Raw genomic sequence first — 14,249 nt, 5'->3', positions numbered from 1 at the left:
GATGGCCGCTCGCACTGCAAGGAATCGGCTAGTGGGCAACGTCACCGTCATCGGCGCGCAATGGGGCGATGAAGGCAAGGGCAAGATCGTCGACTGGCTCGCCAGCCGGGCTGACATGGTGGTCCGTTTCCAAGGCGGCCACAACGCCGGCCACACGCTGGTCGTAGGCGACAAGGTCTACAAGCTGTCGCTGCTGCCGTCCGGGATCGTCACCGGCACGCCGTCAGTCATCGGCAATGGCGTGGTGCTCGACCCCTGGGCGCTGAAGTCTGAGGTCGAGAAGCTTTCCGCGCAGGGCGTCCGCATCGAGCCCGACGTGCTGATGATCGCCGAGACCTGCCCGCTGATTTTGCCGATTCACCGCGACCTGGACGCCATGCGCGAAGACGCTTCGGGCGCCGGCAAGATCGGCACGACGCGCCGCGGCATTGGCCCGGCCTATGAAGACAAGGTTGGCCGCCGCGCGATCCGCGTCTGCGACCTTGCCCATCTCAACGAGCTGGACCCGATGCTCGACCGGCTGTGCGCCCACCACGACCATCTGCGCGCCGGCTTCGGCCAGCCGCCGGTGGATCGCCAGCGGCTGAAGAACGACCTCAGCGAAATCGCCGAATTCGTGTTGAGCTTCGCGCGGCCGGTCTGGCGCGACCTGGACGAGGCGCGCCGCCGTGGGCGCCGCATCCTGTTCGAAGGAGCGCAGGGCGTTCTGCTCGACGTCGATCACGGCACCTATCCGTTCGTCACCTCGTCCAACACAGTCGCCGGGACAACCGGCAGCGGCAGCGGCATGGGCCCAGGGGCGGCGGGATTCGTCCTGGGCATCGTCAAGGCCTACACCACCCGCGTCGGCTCCGGTCCCTTCCCGACCGAGCTTAACGATGAGGTCGGACAGCGGCTCGGCGAGCGGGGTCACGAATTCGGCACCGTCACCGGGCGCCAGCGCCGCTGCGGTTGGTTTGATGCCGTGCTGGTGCGCCAGTCTGCGGCGGTCAGCGGAGTCACCGGCATTGCGCTGACCAAGATCGACGTACTCGACGGCATGGAAACGGTGAAGATCTGCACCGGCTACCGCATCGGCGACCAGACCTTCGACTATCTCCCGCCCCACGCCGCCGACCAAGCCCGGGCCGAGCCGGTCTATGAGGAAATGGACGGCTGGGACGGAACCACCGCCGGCGCTCGCAGCTGGGCGGATCTGCCCGCCCAGGCGATCAAATATGTCCGCCGCATCGAAGAGCTGATGCGATGCCCCGTGGCGTTGGTCAGCACCTCACCCGAGCGCGACGACACCATTTTGGTGCGAGACCCCTTCGCTTCGTAACCCGATAAAAAGGGCGGCCCGCGGTGACGTGCGGACCGCCCAGGGACGGGGATTGGGGAATGGTGCGTCCCGTTACAGGTCGATTCCGGCGGCAATCGCTTCAAGCTTGCGAACCCGTTCCTTGAGGTCGGCTAGCTCGATACGACCGCTCGCGGGCGGAAGGGCCGAGTCCCCCATCTGACGGGCCAGTTCCAGCCGCTTATATTCCAGCCAGGCATTCCAACCCTTGAGTGCTGCGAACGACGCCAGGCCAATTCCCATCAGGACGCTTGCGCCGATCAGGCCAATGGACAGCGGATCCATTTTTACTTCTCCTCGCGCAGGGCTTCGATCTCGCGCGCCAGCTCGTCATTCTGGCTGTTCAGGTGATGGTCGATGGCCATCATCCGGCGGTCGTTGACGTCCAGCTTGGTACGAAGATCGTGGACCGACGACCGGCCTTTGCCGATCTCGCCCATGCGTTCAAAATCGGATTTGCGTTCTAACCGTGCTTCGCCGCGCCGCTTCTGGATATGCAGGTAGATACCCGCCGCGACGTAGGCAATCAGCGCGATCTCCCATTCGATGAACAAGGCAAAGGCGACGAAGCCGATGCGAAGGAAGGTCGGGTCGATGTTGAACACATCGCCCAATGTCGAGCAGACGCCGGCTAGTTTCTTGTCGCGGCGGTTGAGTGAATAGCGTGACATCTTCCCCTTTTCCTTCCCGTCAGTTCTTCGCCGCCAGTGCGGCCTTCATGGCGTCCAGCTCGGCATCGACTGCGTCGGCAGCGCGAAGCTCGGCAATCTCTTCTTCCAGGGTCTTCGGCCCGCTAAGACCAAGCGCCTCGGCGCGCCCTTCGGCGAAGTCGGCCCGGCGTTCGAGCAGCTCGAACTTGGCGAAGGCTTCTTCCGTCCGGCTGCCGTGCAACAGCTCGCTGGTGCGGGCGCGGGTCATCGCGCTCTCGAACCGACTGGCGATGGCATTCTGGCGGGCGCGGGCCTCGGCCAGCTTCCCCTGCAGCCGCTGGATGTCGGCCTCATAGCCGCGCAACACCTGCTCGATCTGCGAAATCTCTGCATGCAGGCTCTCAGCCATCTCGGCCGCCTTCTGCTTTTCGTTAAGTGCGGCGCGGGCCAGGTCCTCACGGCCCTTTTCCAGCGCCAGCCCAGCCTTTTCGGTCCAGCCGTGTTGCATGTCGTCGAGCCGGGCGCAGGCACGCCGCATTTCCTTGATGTCCGCGATCGAGCGAGCGGCGGTAGCGCGCACTTCGACCAGCGTTTCCTCCATTTCGACGATGATCATGCGGATCATTCGGGCCGGGTCTTCCGACCGGTCGAGCAGTTCCGACATGTTCGCCGCGATGATGTCACGGGTGCGGGTGAAGATCGGGCCTGACAGGATGCCGCTGAGCGGCGCGAAACGAACGGTCGTTTCCTGTCCTGTTTCCTGCTGTCGCGGGATGCGAACGGCAGGGCGGGCCTCGATCGGTTCGAATTCAGGCATAGGTCACAACTTCCACCTGGGCGGCCGAAACCTGGGCCGGGGCAATCGCGGCACCGACGGCGATCGAGCTCATCAGGAGCGACGCGAAGGCCGCTACGAGATGGCGTTGGATTTTGAAACCGGACATTGTCATTCTCCCTTTTGCAGGACCGCCGGGCAAGGCCTGTTGGTCCATGCCCTACTCTTTACAAGAGCCGTGCCAATTGCAGTTTTCAGGGGAAAATTGCTGTAATGCCGTTCATGCTGGGGAAAGTTGGCGGAATTTTCCACCGATGATTGGCGCGATTGACCAATAGCTCATCGGGAACCGCTGCGCTTGTCGCGCGCTCTTCCCTCCACACCGTTTAAACGAGGGAATATCATCATGCTTGCCAAGATATTGGGCGCCATCGCGGGCGAAAAGATTGCTGGTCGCAACCAGAAGGTGACCGGCGCGCTGGTTGGCGCTGCCATCCCAGTTATCGCCCGCCGCGGCCTCGGCCCGCTCGGGCTGGCTCTTGCCGCGGGCTGGGGCGCCAAGAAGCTGATCGACCGCAGCCGCGGCCTGAAAGCGGCCGCCTCGCGGCAGCGCAACCGTCGCGCCGCGGCTTAAACCGTAATCGATTAGGGATCAGGCCTCGGCGTCTTCGCCGGGGCCTTTTTCTTCCACTTCGCCTTCGCCCTCGTAATAAGGCTCGACCGTGCCGTTGAGCTTGATCGTCATCGGGTTGCCGAAGCGATCGCGGCTCCGACCCGCAGCGACGCGAATCCAGCCCTCGGAAATGCAATATTCCTCGACGTTAGTCTTTTCGGCGCCGTTGAAGCGGATGCCGACGCCCTGGCTCAGCACTTCCTGGTCGAAGTGTGGGCTACGCGGGTCGAGCGACAGGCGGTCGGGGAAAGGTTTCTTGGTCTCGGACATGACGCGCGCCCTAGCGCCATGCGAAAGGTCCCGTCAATTCGACGAACGGCGGTAGGCGCGCGTTGCCTTCGACGGAACCCCCCGCCAATGTCCATCCTTTCCGTACCGTCAGGGGTTCTTCTTCAATGCGTCACCTCATATTTTTTCTCGGGAGCTCCCTGCTCGCCGCGTCGGCCGCGCTTGCCCAGGCTCCCACCCCGCCGGTCGCGCCACCCCCGCCGCAGCCGGGACAAGCCGAACCCCTGACCCAGGACCAGCCGGCCGGCATCGCCCCCGCGCCTGGCACCGCCGGCAAGAAGGTCGACAAATGGGACGTCAACGTGCCGCACGGCCCGGGTCGAAATGTCCCCATCGACGCCCGCCGCGGCACCTGGATGAGCCTCGACGTCTCGCCGGATGGTCGCGAAGTTGCCTTCGACTTGCTTGGCGACCTGTATGTCATGCCGATTACGGGCGGCGAGGCGCGCGCCATCTCCACCGGCCATGCGTGGGACATGCAGCCGCGCTATTCCCCGGATGGCAGCGAAATCGCTTTCACGTCGGATCGTGGCGGCGGTGAAAATATCTGGACGATCCGCCGCGACGGCTCAGCCCCGCGCCAGATCACCAAAGAGGATTTCCGACTGCTCAACCAGGCCGAATGGACCCCCGACGGCAACTTCATCGTCGCGCGTAAGCACTTCACCTCGTCGCGATCGCTCGGCGCGGGCGAGATGTGGCTCTATCACCGCAATGGCGGGGACAAAGGCTCGGGCGTCCAGATGACCAAGGCCCGAACCAAGCAGAAAGACACGAACGAACCCGCCTTTTCACCCGACGGACGTTATCTCTACTTCTCCGACGACGCGACCGCCGGCGAGACTTTCGAATATTCGAAGGACGTCAACGGGCAGATTTACGTCATCCAGCGCCTCGACCGGCAGACCGGCGAGATCGAGACCTTTATCGACGGCCCCGGCGGCGCGATCCGTCCGACACCGTCGCCCGACGGCAAGAGCTTGGCCTTCATCCGGCGCGTCCGGTACAAATCGACGCTGATGGTCATGGATCTCGCGTCCGGCCGTATCACTCCGCTGACCGACATTCTCGACCGCGATATGCAGGAAACCTGGGCCGTCCACGGGGTCTATCCAGGGATGAGTTGGACGCCCGACAACAAGTCGATCGTCTTTTGGGCCAAGGGCGGCATCCACCGCATCGATGTAGCGTCGAAGGCCGTCAGCGAAATCCCTTTTCACGTGACCGGTACCCGCTTCGTCGAGGACGCCGTCCGCCAGCAGAAGGAGGTTGCCCCTGCCAGCTTCCAGACCAAGATGGTCCGCTTTGCCCAAAAGAGCCCCGACGGATCGCGCATCGTCTATGAAGCGTTGGGCAACCTGTGGATCGCCAACGGCGACGGCACCGGACCGCGCCGCCTGACGCGCGGCACCGATTTTGAAAGCTATCCGGCCTTCTCCCGCGACGGCAGGAGCATCGCTTATGTCGCTTGGGATGACGAAAAGGCTGGCCGCATCAAGGTTGTCGGCGTCGGCGGCGGGGAAGGCCGCGTCGTCACGCCCACGCCGGGCCATTACGTCGAACCGGCCTTCTCACCGGACGGCAGCCTGATCGCCTATCGCAAGACCAGCGACGGCTATTTGACCACGCCGCTCTACGGCAAGGACCCCGGCATCTATATCGTCTCGGTCCGGGGCGGTGCGCCCAAGCGCGTTGCCAAGAGCGGCGGCCAGCCGATGTTCGGCGCAACCAACGACCGCATTTTCTTCACGGCTAGGGGTGAAGAGGAAAAGCGGCTGTTGAAGTCGGTTTCAGTCAATGGGACGGAAGAGGTGACCCACCTCGTTTCCCAGAACGCCAGCCGCTTCGCCCTGTCGCCGGACGAGCAGTATATCGCCTGGACCGAGCGCTATCAGGCCTATGTCATGCCGTTCGTGCGGTCCGGCCGGTCGATCGACATCGCGCCTGACGGCAAGTCGCTGCCTCAGTCGCGCGTCAGCGCCGATGCAGGCGACTGGATCCATTGGGCCGGCAACAGCCGCCAGCTTTATTGGAGCCAGGGACCGAGCCTCTATGGCCAGACGCTCGCCAATGCCGGCGCCTTCACGGGCGGCAAGCAGGCCGCCGCGCCGCTCGTGGCGAGGCTCGGAGTTACCGCCAGCCAGGCAAGGCCAACGGGCAGCATTGCGCTGACCGGCGCACGCATCGTCACCATGAAGGGTGACGAAGTTATCGAGAATGGCACGGTCGTCATCGAAGGCGACCGGATCACGGCCGTCGGCGCAGGCGTCCCGATCCCTTCCGGCGCGCGGACCGTCGACGTGACCGGCAAGACGATCATTCCCGGACTGATCGACGCGCACTGGCACGGATCGATGGGCAGTGACCTAATCATCCCCAAGCAGAACTGGTTCCATGCCGCCGCGCTCGGCTATGGTGTGACGACCGTCCATGACCCGTCGAACGACACGTTCGAAATCTTCGTCGCGTCTGAGTATCAGAAGGCAGGCAAAATCCTCGGGCCCCGCATCTTCTCGACCGGCACGATCCTCTACGGTGCCACCACCCCTTTCACGGTCGAGGTCAACAGCTTTGACGACGCGCTGGCCCATCTCCGCCGTCTGCAGGCATCGGGTGCCTGGTCGGTGAAAAGCTACAACCAGCCGCGCCGCGAACAGCGCCAGATGATAATCCAGGCCGCGCGCCAGCTTGGCATGGAAGTCGTTCCTGAAGGCGGCTCGCTGTTCGAAATGAACATGACGCAGATTGCCGACGGACATACGACCATCGAGCATTCACTGCCCGTCGCGAACATTTACGAGGACGTGCTGCAGTTTTGGAAGGGCAGTGGAACGGCCTACACGCCAACGCTGATCGTCGCTTACGGAGGCCCCTTCGGCGAGAATTACTGGTACCAGCACACCGACGTCTGGAAGGAACCCATCCTGTCGAAGTGGGTCCCCCGCCCGCTCATCGACGCCCGTTCGCGGCGTGTGGTCAAGAATCCGCCGGAGGAAGACAATGTTATCAAGATTGCCGAGGCGTCGAAGCAGATCGCCGACCTTGGCATTCCCGTCTCGATCGGTGCACATGGCCAGCGCGAAGGGCTCGGCGCCCATTGGGACATCTGGATGTTTGCATTGGGAGGCATGAGCAACCTGGAGGCGCTGAAGACAGGGACGATCAATCCGGCCCGCGCCCTCGGACTTGACCGCGAGCTGGGCAGCATCGAGGCCGGCAAGCTAGCCGACCTCGTGATCCTCGACGCCAATCCATTGGAGAATATCCGCAACAGCTCGTCTGTCGCGATGACGATGCAGGGCGGCCGCCTGTTCGACAGCAACCTCCAGATCGTCGCTGGCGGGACCGGTGGCTTCAAGCCCTTCTGGTTTAACGAACAGGCGGGCGGTAGCTTTACCGCGGGCGTCGGGGTGGGCCTGCCGAAGCACGCGCACCAGGAGGATTGACAGCCGCCTCTTTCAGTGATGTGATATTGTCACATTGTTGTGGAGGCGCGCATGGCAGATCGGCGTATCGGATCGAAGGGACGCGCTGCAGCGCTTGCCCTCGCACTTTGTGGCGGGACGGGCATTGCCGTCCTGGCGGGTCAGCAGCCGGCCTCGGCGCAGTCTGGCAACGCCGGCGCCAACCGCGCAGGCGGACAGCTTGCCGCCTTCAAGTCCGACGCGGAGTTCCTCGCCTTCCTTGCTAAGCGGCGCGACGAGCGGCGGCTGCGAATGGCGAACGAACCGCCGCCGCCACCCGCACCGCCTCCCCCGCCGATGGCCGCGCCGGCCCCGGTAGCGGAATCGGCAGCGCAGGCCGACTCTATCGTCGTGACGGGCAGCCGCGCTAGTAGCGACAAAATCACCAACACCCAGGAAAACGACGTTGACGAGGGCGGCATCGTCAAGAAGCGCGGGGATCTACTCGTCATTCTTCGCCGCGGCCGGCTATTCACTGTTTCCATTGCCGGCGGCCAGATGCGGCCAGTCGACCATATCAATGCCTTCCCTCCCGGGATCACCGGCGGTGGCGACTGGTATGACGAAATGCTGATCAGCGGCGACCGGGTTATTGTCATCGGCTACAGCTATGCGCGCGGGGGCACCGAAGTGAACCGGTTCCGCCTTTCGCCCGATGGGCGCCTGCGGTTTGAGGACGCCTACCACCTTAAATCCAACGACTATTATAGCTCGCGCAACTATGCCTCGCGCCTGATCGGCAACCGGTTGGTTTATTATACTCCGCTCTACCTCGGCTGGGGCAACGATCCCTTCGCCCAATTCCCGGCCGTCAGCCGCTGGCAGCAGGGCATGAAGCCCAAGTTCCGCCGCGTCGCCCGGGCGCGTGACGTCCATATCGTGCCCGCGCTGCGCGACGAGGAGGAGGCGGAGCTGGACACGCTACACAGTGTGATGGACTGCAACCTCACTGCGCCCGTCATGGACTGTAAGGCGACGGCGGTGCTCGGCCCAGCTAGCCGTACCTTCTATGTCAGCCCCAGCGCAGTCTACCTGTGGGTTGGGGACGCCCGTCACTGGCGCGCCCGGCAACGAGGCGGGGCCCGCAGCTGGCTCTACCGCCTCCCGCTGGACGGCATCGAAAAGCCGTCGGCGATCGGCGCCTACGGTCAGCCGACCGACCAGTTCAGCTTCCGCGAAAACCGTCAGGCGGGCCTTATCGACGTCCTGGTGCGCAACGACGGCGGCGGCGACGCGATGTGGAACAATGAGAGCGTTAATGGCGCGGTGGCGCTCCTGTCCGTCCCGATCCGCTGGATGGGCGACGGCAGCCACATGGTTTCGCGCGCCCGTTATCGCGACCTGCCGCCCGTCAGTTCCAACAGCTGGAACTTCCAGAATCGCTTCGTCGGCAACCACATCCTGTACGGCGGCCACGGCTACCAGCGCGGGCAGTTTTCGACTCTAGTTGCGGCGGGCCTGCGCGGCGGACCGGTCTCCGAAATCCAGCTGTCCCACGCGGTCGAACGGATCGATCAGCTCGGGCAGGACGGGGTCGTGATCGGCAACAATTCGCGCGGCGCTCTGGTCTTTACCGCCGTCGACCTTCGCCGGCCGATGGCCCAGCGCGGCAACAGCTTTACCTTCCCCAATGCTCAGCAGGGCGAAAATCGAAGCCAGGCCTTCTTCTACCGCTCTGACACGCCGAGCGGTTCGTCGGGCCTGCTCGGGCTGCCAATCGCACGCCAAGTCGAATCGCAATATGCCCGTTTCCTCGGCTCGGGGTCGTCGATCCTGTTCATTAAGCGCCAGAACCGTTTGTTCGACATGGCCGGGCGGCTCGACGCCGACGAACGTCGCGCGGCGGACGATGCTTGCGTCGCCAGCTGTGTCGACTGGTACGGCAATGCCCGTCCCATCTTCATCGGCGACCGCGTTTTCGCGCTAATGGGGTATGAGTTGGTCGAAGGGCGCATGACCAACGGTTCGATCCACGAGGTCGCCCGCGCCAATTTCGCTCCACCGGGAAGGCCGCGCGTCCCGCGCTAGTTGCCCATGAAGCCGGTCCGCACTAAGCGGGCCGGCGATGAGCGATAAACCCGACATTCGCGCGAACCGGCCGGCGCTGGCGCTTCACGTGCCCGAACCGCCCTTCCGGCCCGGCGACACGCCCGACTTTTCCTCGATAAAGATTCAGGCCGCTGGCGAAGTGCCACGCCCCGACGTTGCCGCCGACGCCGCGGAAACCCATCCGCTGACGACGCAGCTGGTGCGGGTGCTCGACGATAATGGGCATGCCGTCGGTCCGTGGAATCCGAAGCTGGACCCCGACACGCTTCGCAAGATGCTGAAGGACATGAAGACCGTCCGCGTCTTCGACGACCGCATGTACCGCGCCCAGCGGCAGGGCAAGACCAGCTTCTACATGAAGTGTACCGGCGAAGAGGCGATCGCGGTATCGGCCGCGACCGCGATGGACCCGGAAGACATGCACTTCCCAACTTATCGCCAGCAGGGACTCCTCGTCGCTCGCGGCTATCCGCTCGTGACGATGATGTGCCAGATCTATTCGAACAAGGGTGACCCGCTGCAGGGCCGCCAGCTGCCGATCATGTATTCGGACAAGAAGCACGGCTTCTTCTCGATTTCAGGCAATCTCGGCACCCAATATCCGCAGGCTGTCGGCTGGGCGATGGCGTCCGCGATCAAGGGCGACAGCCGCATTGCAATGGGCTGGATCGGCGACGGCGCGACAGCCGAAGGTGACTTCCATAGCGCGATGACGTTCGCCGCCGTCTACCAAGCGCCGGTCATTCTGGCCGTAGTCAACAACCAGTGGGCGATCTCCAGCTTCTCCGGCATCGCGGGCGCCGAGCAGGCGACCTTCGCGGCCCGGGCCGTCGGCTATGGCATTGCTGGACTCCGCGTCGACGGCAATGACGCGCTGGCCGTCTATGCCGCGGTTAAATGGGCGAGCGAGCGCGCGCGGACCAACAACGGTCCGACCACAATCGAATTCTTCACCTACCGCGCCGAAGGCCATTCGACCTCCGACGACCCGACCGGCTACCGCGCCAAGGGAGAAGCGGAGGAATGGCCGCTGGGTGATCCGATCGCGCGGCTGAAGGCGCATTTGGTGGCGCTCGGCGAATGGGACGAAGAACGCGACGCTGCGCTCGACAAGGAAATCGACTCCAGCGTCCGCGGCGCGCAAAAGGAAGCCGAGAGCCAAGGCATCCTTCCGCAGCAGGGCTTCGACAACATCCCGTCGATGTTCGAGGACGTCTATTCCGAAACGCCCTGGCATCTGGCGGAGCAACGCGACCAAGCGCTCGACGAAGCACGCGAATTTCTGGGGCACGAACCGAAATGACGACCCGCAACATGATCGAGGCGATCAATGATGCCCACCGCGTCATGATGGCCCGCGACGAGGACATCGTCGTGTTCGGCGAGGACGTCGGCTATTTTGGCGGCGTATTCCGCGCGACCGCCGGCCTGCAGAAAGAATTCGGCAAGACCCGCTGCTTCGACGCGCCGATTTCCGAAGGCGGGATCGTCGGCACCGCGGTCGGCATGGCGGCCTATGGCCTGAAGCCACTGATCGAGATCCAGTTCGCCGACTATATCTATCCCGGCTTCGACCAGATCGTCAGCGAAGTTGCCAAGATGCGGTACCGCACGGCCGGCGAATGGACCATGCCGATGGTCATTCGCAGCCCATATGGCGGCGGTATTTTCGGCGGCCAGACCCACAGCCAGTCACCCGAGGCCTTGTTCACTCATTGCGCCGGCCTGAAGGTCGTCATCCCGTCGAACCCCTACGATGCCAAGGGCCTGCTGATCGCCGCAATTGAGGATCCTGACCCGGTTATCTTCTTCGAGCCGAAGCGCATCTACAATGGACCGTTCGATGGCCACCACGACCGGCCGGTGAAGCCTTGGTCGAAGAACGAGTTGAGCGAGGTACCCGACGGCCACTACACCGTGCCGCTCGGCAAGGCGAAGGTCGTCCGCGAGGGCGAGGCGCTGACCGTCCTTGCCTATGGCACGATGGTCCATGTCGCGCTCTCCGCGATCGAAGATAACGGCATCGACGCGGAGGTCATCGACTTGCGAACTCTGCTGCCCCTCGACATGGCAACCATCGAACAGTCGGTGAAGAAGACGGGTCGCTGTTTGGTCGTGCAGGAAGCGACCAAGACAGGGGGCTTCGCGTCCGAGCTGGCAACGCTGGTGCAGGAGCGCTGCTTCTACCACCTCGAGGCACCGGTCGAACGCGTGACCGGTTGGGACACGCCCTATCCGCACGCCTACGAATGGGTCTATTTCCCCGGCCCGATCCGCATGAAGAACGCGCTGAAGAAGGTCCTCGAAGCATGAGCGTCTACCAGTTCAAGCTCCCCGATATCGGCGAAGGCATTGCCGAAGCGGAAATCGTCACCTGGCACGTGAAGGTCGGCGACCGGGTCGAGGAAGACCAGCAGCTAGCCGACATGATGACCGACAAGGCGACGGTCGAAATGGAAAGCCCCGTCGCAGGCGTGGTGAAGAGCCTTGCAGGCGAAGTCGGCGACCAGATCGCAATTGGGTCCGTCCTTGTGGAAATCGAAACCGAGGGCGGAGCAGCCGCTTCCGAACCTGCTGCTGGAAGCGAAGCCGAACAGCCGCTGGCAGACGGCTCCGAAGTGCCAACCCAGTCACAAGAAGAGGCGATGCCGGTCCTAGCCACCGAGCTGCCCAAAACCGAGCCCAAGCCCGAACCGAAGGTCGCGCCCGCCGCCGCGTCGCATGGCGCGAAGGTTCTCGCCTCTCCCGCCGTCCGGCAGCGCGCTCGCGACCTCGGCATCGACTTGGCGCAGGTCCAAACCACCGCGGACCGCATCCGCCACGCCGACCTCGATGCCTACCTGCTCTACAATGGAGGCAGCGTGTCGGGCCGCGGATCGAGCCCACGCGCAGACGAGACGATCAAGGTCGTCGGCTTGCGCCGCAAGATCGCCGAAAATATGCAGGAGGCTAAGCGCCGTATCCCGCACTTCGCGCTGGTCGAGCAGTTCGACGTCACTGACCTTGAAGATGCGCGGGCGATGATGAACCGCGACCGTGGCTCGAACCCGAAACTGACCATCCTGCCCTTCCTGATCACCGCCCTGTCCAAGGCGATGGCGGAGTGGCCGATGATCAACGCGACGTATGACGACGAGGCCAATGTCGTCACCCGTCACGGTGCGGTGCACATGGGTGTTGCGACCCAGACCGACGGCGGCCTGATGGTTCCCGTAATCCGCAACGCGCAGGGGATGAGCGTGTGGCAATTGGCGAGCGAAGTGCTCCGCCTCAGCGAGGCCGCGCGGACTGGCAAGGCCAGCCGCGAGGAACTGTCCGGCCCGACCTTTACCATTTCCTCACTTGGCCCGATGGGTGGCATCGCCTCGACGCCGGTGATCGCCCCGCCGCAGGTCGCGACCGTCGCGGTCAATAAGATGCAGGAAATCCCGGTCATCGTCGACGGAGAGCTTGAGGCGCGTAAGGTGATGAACCTGTCGCTCTCCTGCGATCATCGCGTGGTCGACGGCTGGGACGCGGCTAGCTTCCTTCAGACGCTGAAGACCTACATCGAAAACCCGATCCGGCTGCTCAGCGCCTAATGCGTCCGGCCGGCGCTGCACCGCTGGCCCTCGGCTCATTGGCCATCCTGGCTGGCGCAGCATTCCTGTGGGACGTCGGCGCGCTGCCCGGCATGGCCAGCCGGAACGTCGCGTCCTTCCTGCTTGGCCTGCTGGTCGGCTGGGCGGCGCACCATGCCGCGCACCGCCGCTACGGCGCGGAAGTGCTCTTCGGGCTCGCAACCGTCTTGCTGGCCGCCGCGCTGATTGTCGGAATCGAGATAGAGGGTGTGAAGCGCTGGCTTCCGATTGGGCCGGTGCACGTCCAGCCCGCGCTGATCCTCGCACCGCTCCTGCTCGCCATCGCCGCGAGCCGCGAAGGCCGTCATTGGCGTGCGCTAGTCTTGCTGCCGGTCGCCCTGATCGCGGCACAGCCCGACGGCGCAACGTCCGTCGCACTCGCCGCGGGAATCGCGGCGCTGATGGCAGTAACCAGCAATCGCTCTGTTCGCGGATGGTCGCAGCGCCGGATCGCTGTTGCCGCGGGGGCCATGATCCTCGCCGTGCTCGGCCTGATTGTCGCGGGTTTCGCAACTCCGCCGCCCGTCGCCTTCGTCGAGGGTACGGTGGAAATCGCGCTCCTGAGCGGTGCTCCGGCGATGTCGCTTCACACGCTGACCATTGGGCTGATGCTGGGGGCCCTGCTCAGCCGTCACGATCCGGCCGGCGCCTCGCTCGCCACCTATTTCGGCGTTTCGGCCCTCGCCGCCGTCTTCATGGCCTTCCCCATGCCGCTGGCCGGCGCGGGGCCAAGCCATGTGATCGGTTTCGGCATTGCGGTCGGCTGGCTTGCGGTCCGCGACCGCGTCGCCAGCCGCACCGCTGCCTTTGCCTAGGCGGCCAGCTTCTCCACTTCGGCCAATCCATTAGCGATTCCGGCGTCGCGTTTGTCGGGGCCGTAGTTCACACCGTCGGCGCGGACGAATTCCGGCTCGATGCCGATGAAGTTGAACAGGCTCTTCAAATAGCTTTCGACATGCTCATAGGCATTGTCGGGAGTGTAGAAGCCCCCGCGCGAAATGGCGATGACCACCCGCCGACCGCCGGCTAGCCCCTCCGGGCCCGCATCCGTATATCGAAACGTCTTGCCCGCCACCGCGATGCGATCGATCCACGCCTTCAGCTGCGTGGGGATCGTGAAATTATACATCGGCGCGCCCAGTACAATTGTGTCGGCTGCTAGAAATTCCTCAAGGATATCCTCGTCGCCCGCCCCGCCCAGTGTAAGGTGCGACAGCGGCGACGCGACCAGATCACGCTCGACAACCCGCGTATCGGGGCGCCTTTTCAAAAGCTGTTCCACGCTGGCGGCGGTCAGCTGGCGGCTGACGCTGTTTTCGCCGGTTATGCTGCTGTCGATCTTCAGGATGGTCATGATAATGTCCTTGGTATTGATTTGTTACCGAGACGCT

General features: G+C 64.2%; 14 protein-coding genes. 8 read left to right on the top strand and 6 right to left on the bottom strand.

What is annotated here, in order from left to right:
• Positions 1 to 31 precede the first annotated feature (31 nt).
• Entirely contained in the window at positions 32 to 1,321 is a 1,290-nt protein-coding gene (locus D3M59_RS07810; protein ID WP_119533349.1) for an adenylosuccinate synthase, read from the top strand.
• A 72-nt stretch (positions 1,322 to 1,393) separates the two neighbouring features.
• Here D3M59_RS07810 and D3M59_RS07805 read toward each other — a convergent pair whose 3' ends face one another.
• From D3M59_RS07805 to D3M59_RS12350, 4 genes are read right to left on the bottom strand one after another with little or no spacing between them, the layout of a single operon-like run.
• On the bottom strand, positions 1,394 to 1,624 hold the full coding sequence (locus tag D3M59_RS07805; RefSeq protein WP_119533093.1) for a hypothetical protein: 231 nt from the start codon (positions 1,622 to 1,624) through the stop codon (positions 1,394 to 1,396).
• 2 nt (positions 1,625 to 1,626) lie between these two features.
• Positions 1,627 to 2,010, bottom strand: coding sequence for a PspC domain-containing protein (locus D3M59_RS07800; RefSeq protein WP_119533092.1), 384 nt, complete (start codon positions 2,008 to 2,010; stop codon positions 1,627 to 1,629).
• Positions 2,011 to 2,029: 19 nt separating this feature from the next.
• Positions 2,030 to 2,806 carry a phage shock protein PspA gene (gene pspA / locus D3M59_RS07795; RefSeq protein WP_119533091.1) on the bottom strand — a complete coding sequence of 259 codons (777 nt, stop codon included), beginning with the start codon at positions 2,804 to 2,806 and terminating at the stop codon, positions 2,030 to 2,032.
• A complete protein-coding gene (locus tag D3M59_RS12350) occupies positions 2,799 to 2,933 on the bottom strand; it encodes a hypothetical protein (protein WP_267896947.1) in 135 nt (44 codons plus the stop codon). Before D3M59_RS12350 ends, pspA begins: the two co-directional genes overlap by 8 nt.
• 237 nt (positions 2,934 to 3,170) lie before the next feature.
• Between D3M59_RS12350 and D3M59_RS07785 the strand changes: the two genes are divergently transcribed.
• The gene (locus D3M59_RS07785) at positions 3,171 to 3,398 is read left to right on the top strand and encodes a hypothetical protein (protein ID WP_119533089.1); all 228 of its coding nucleotides are present in this window, start codon (positions 3,171 to 3,173) and stop codon (positions 3,396 to 3,398) included.
• Between the two features lie 18 nt (positions 3,399 to 3,416).
• Here D3M59_RS07785 and D3M59_RS07780 read toward each other — a convergent pair whose 3' ends face one another.
• Entirely contained in the window at positions 3,417 to 3,707 is a 291-nt protein-coding gene (locus D3M59_RS07780) for a DUF3297 family protein (protein WP_119533088.1), read from the bottom strand.
• Between the two features lie 125 nt (positions 3,708 to 3,832).
• Here D3M59_RS07780 and D3M59_RS07775 point away from each other — a divergent pair, with 125 nt between their 5' ends.
• From D3M59_RS07775 to D3M59_RS07750, 6 genes are read left to right on the top strand one after another with little or no spacing between them, the layout of a single operon-like run.
• Positions 3,833 to 7,171, top strand: coding sequence for an amidohydrolase family protein (locus D3M59_RS07775; protein WP_119533087.1), 3,339 nt, complete (start codon positions 3,833 to 3,835; stop codon positions 7,169 to 7,171).
• A 51-nt stretch (positions 7,172 to 7,222) separates the two neighbouring features.
• Positions 7,223 to 9,217: a beta-propeller domain-containing protein gene (locus D3M59_RS07770; protein WP_119533086.1), complete on the top strand. Its 1,995-nt coding sequence runs from the start codon at positions 7,223 to 7,225 to the stop codon at positions 9,215 to 9,217.
• A 37-nt stretch (positions 9,218 to 9,254) separates the two neighbouring features.
• A complete protein-coding gene (locus tag D3M59_RS07765; RefSeq protein ID WP_119533085.1) occupies positions 9,255 to 10,541 on the top strand; it encodes a 3-methyl-2-oxobutanoate dehydrogenase (2-methylpropanoyl-transferring) subunit alpha in 1,287 nt (428 codons plus the stop codon).
• The gene (locus D3M59_RS07760; RefSeq protein ID WP_119533084.1) at positions 10,538 to 11,551 is read left to right on the top strand and encodes an alpha-ketoacid dehydrogenase subunit beta; all 1,014 of its coding nucleotides are present in this window, start codon (positions 10,538 to 10,540) and stop codon (positions 11,549 to 11,551) included. Before D3M59_RS07765 ends, D3M59_RS07760 begins: the two co-directional genes overlap by 4 nt.
• Positions 11,548 to 12,819, top strand: coding sequence for a dihydrolipoamide acetyltransferase family protein (locus tag D3M59_RS07755; protein WP_119533083.1), 1,272 nt, complete (start codon positions 11,548 to 11,550; stop codon positions 12,817 to 12,819). The genes D3M59_RS07760 and D3M59_RS07755 overlap by 4 nt, the downstream gene beginning before the upstream one ends.
• Positions 12,819 to 13,673, top strand: a complete 855-nt coding sequence (locus D3M59_RS07750) for an FtsW/RodA/SpoVE family cell cycle protein (RefSeq protein ID WP_119533082.1) — start codon at positions 12,819 to 12,821, stop codon at positions 13,671 to 13,673. The genes D3M59_RS07755 and D3M59_RS07750 overlap by 1 nt, the downstream gene beginning before the upstream one ends.
• On the opposite strand, the gene D3M59_RS07745 is transcribed toward D3M59_RS07750, so the two are convergent.
• Entirely contained in the window at positions 13,670 to 14,212 is a 543-nt protein-coding gene (locus D3M59_RS07745) for an FMN-dependent NADH-azoreductase (protein ID WP_119533081.1), read from the bottom strand. The two genes, D3M59_RS07750 and D3M59_RS07745, sit on opposite strands and share 4 nt — an antisense overlap.
• Between the last annotated feature and the right edge of the window lie 37 nt (positions 14,213 to 14,249).

This window comes from Sphingomonas edaphi (genome assembly GCF_003583725.1).
Classification (GTDB): domain Bacteria; phylum Pseudomonadota; class Alphaproteobacteria; order Sphingomonadales; family Sphingomonadaceae; genus Sphingomicrobium; species Sphingomicrobium edaphi.
Note: the sequence above shows the minus strand (reverse complement) of the source record. Positions and strands in the feature narration are given on the sequence as shown.

Excerpts from the sequence above, each read along its gene's own strand:
- D3M59_RS07805 (WP_119533093.1), bottom strand. The coding sequence starts at position 1,624 with ATGGATCCGCTGTCCATTGGCCTGATCGGCGCAAGCGTCCTGATGGGA.
- D3M59_RS07800 (WP_119533092.1), bottom strand. The coding sequence starts at position 2,010 with ATGTCACGCTATTCACTCAACCGCCGCGACAAGAAACTAGCCGGCGTC.
- pspA (WP_119533091.1), bottom strand. The coding sequence starts at position 2,806 with ATGCCTGAATTCGAACCGATCGAGGCCCGCCCTGCCGTTCGCATCCCG.
- D3M59_RS12350 (WP_267896947.1), bottom strand. The coding sequence starts at position 2,933 with ATGTCCGGTTTCAAAATCCAACGCCATCTCGTAGCGGCCTTCGCGTCG.
- D3M59_RS07785 (WP_119533089.1), top strand. The coding sequence starts at position 3,171 with ATGCTTGCCAAGATATTGGGCGCCATCGCGGGCGAAAAGATTGCTGGT.
- D3M59_RS07780 (WP_119533088.1), bottom strand. The coding sequence starts at position 3,707 with ATGTCCGAGACCAAGAAACCTTTCCCCGACCGCCTGTCGCTCGACCCG.
- D3M59_RS07775 (WP_119533087.1), top strand. The coding sequence starts at position 3,833 with ATGCGTCACCTCATATTTTTTCTCGGGAGCTCCCTGCTCGCCGCGTCG.
- D3M59_RS07770 (WP_119533086.1), top strand. The coding sequence starts at position 7,223 with ATGGCAGATCGGCGTATCGGATCGAAGGGACGCGCTGCAGCGCTTGCC.
- D3M59_RS07765 (WP_119533085.1), top strand. The coding sequence starts at position 9,255 with ATGAGCGATAAACCCGACATTCGCGCGAACCGGCCGGCGCTGGCGCTT.
- D3M59_RS07760 (WP_119533084.1), top strand. The coding sequence starts at position 10,538 with ATGACGACCCGCAACATGATCGAGGCGATCAATGATGCCCACCGCGTC.
- D3M59_RS07755 (WP_119533083.1), top strand. The coding sequence starts at position 11,548 with ATGAGCGTCTACCAGTTCAAGCTCCCCGATATCGGCGAAGGCATTGCC.
- D3M59_RS07750 (WP_119533082.1), top strand. The coding sequence starts at position 12,819 with ATGCGTCCGGCCGGCGCTGCACCGCTGGCCCTCGGCTCATTGGCCATC.
- D3M59_RS07745 (WP_119533081.1), bottom strand. The coding sequence starts at position 14,212 with ATGACCATCCTGAAGATCGACAGCAGCATAACCGGCGAAAACAGCGTC.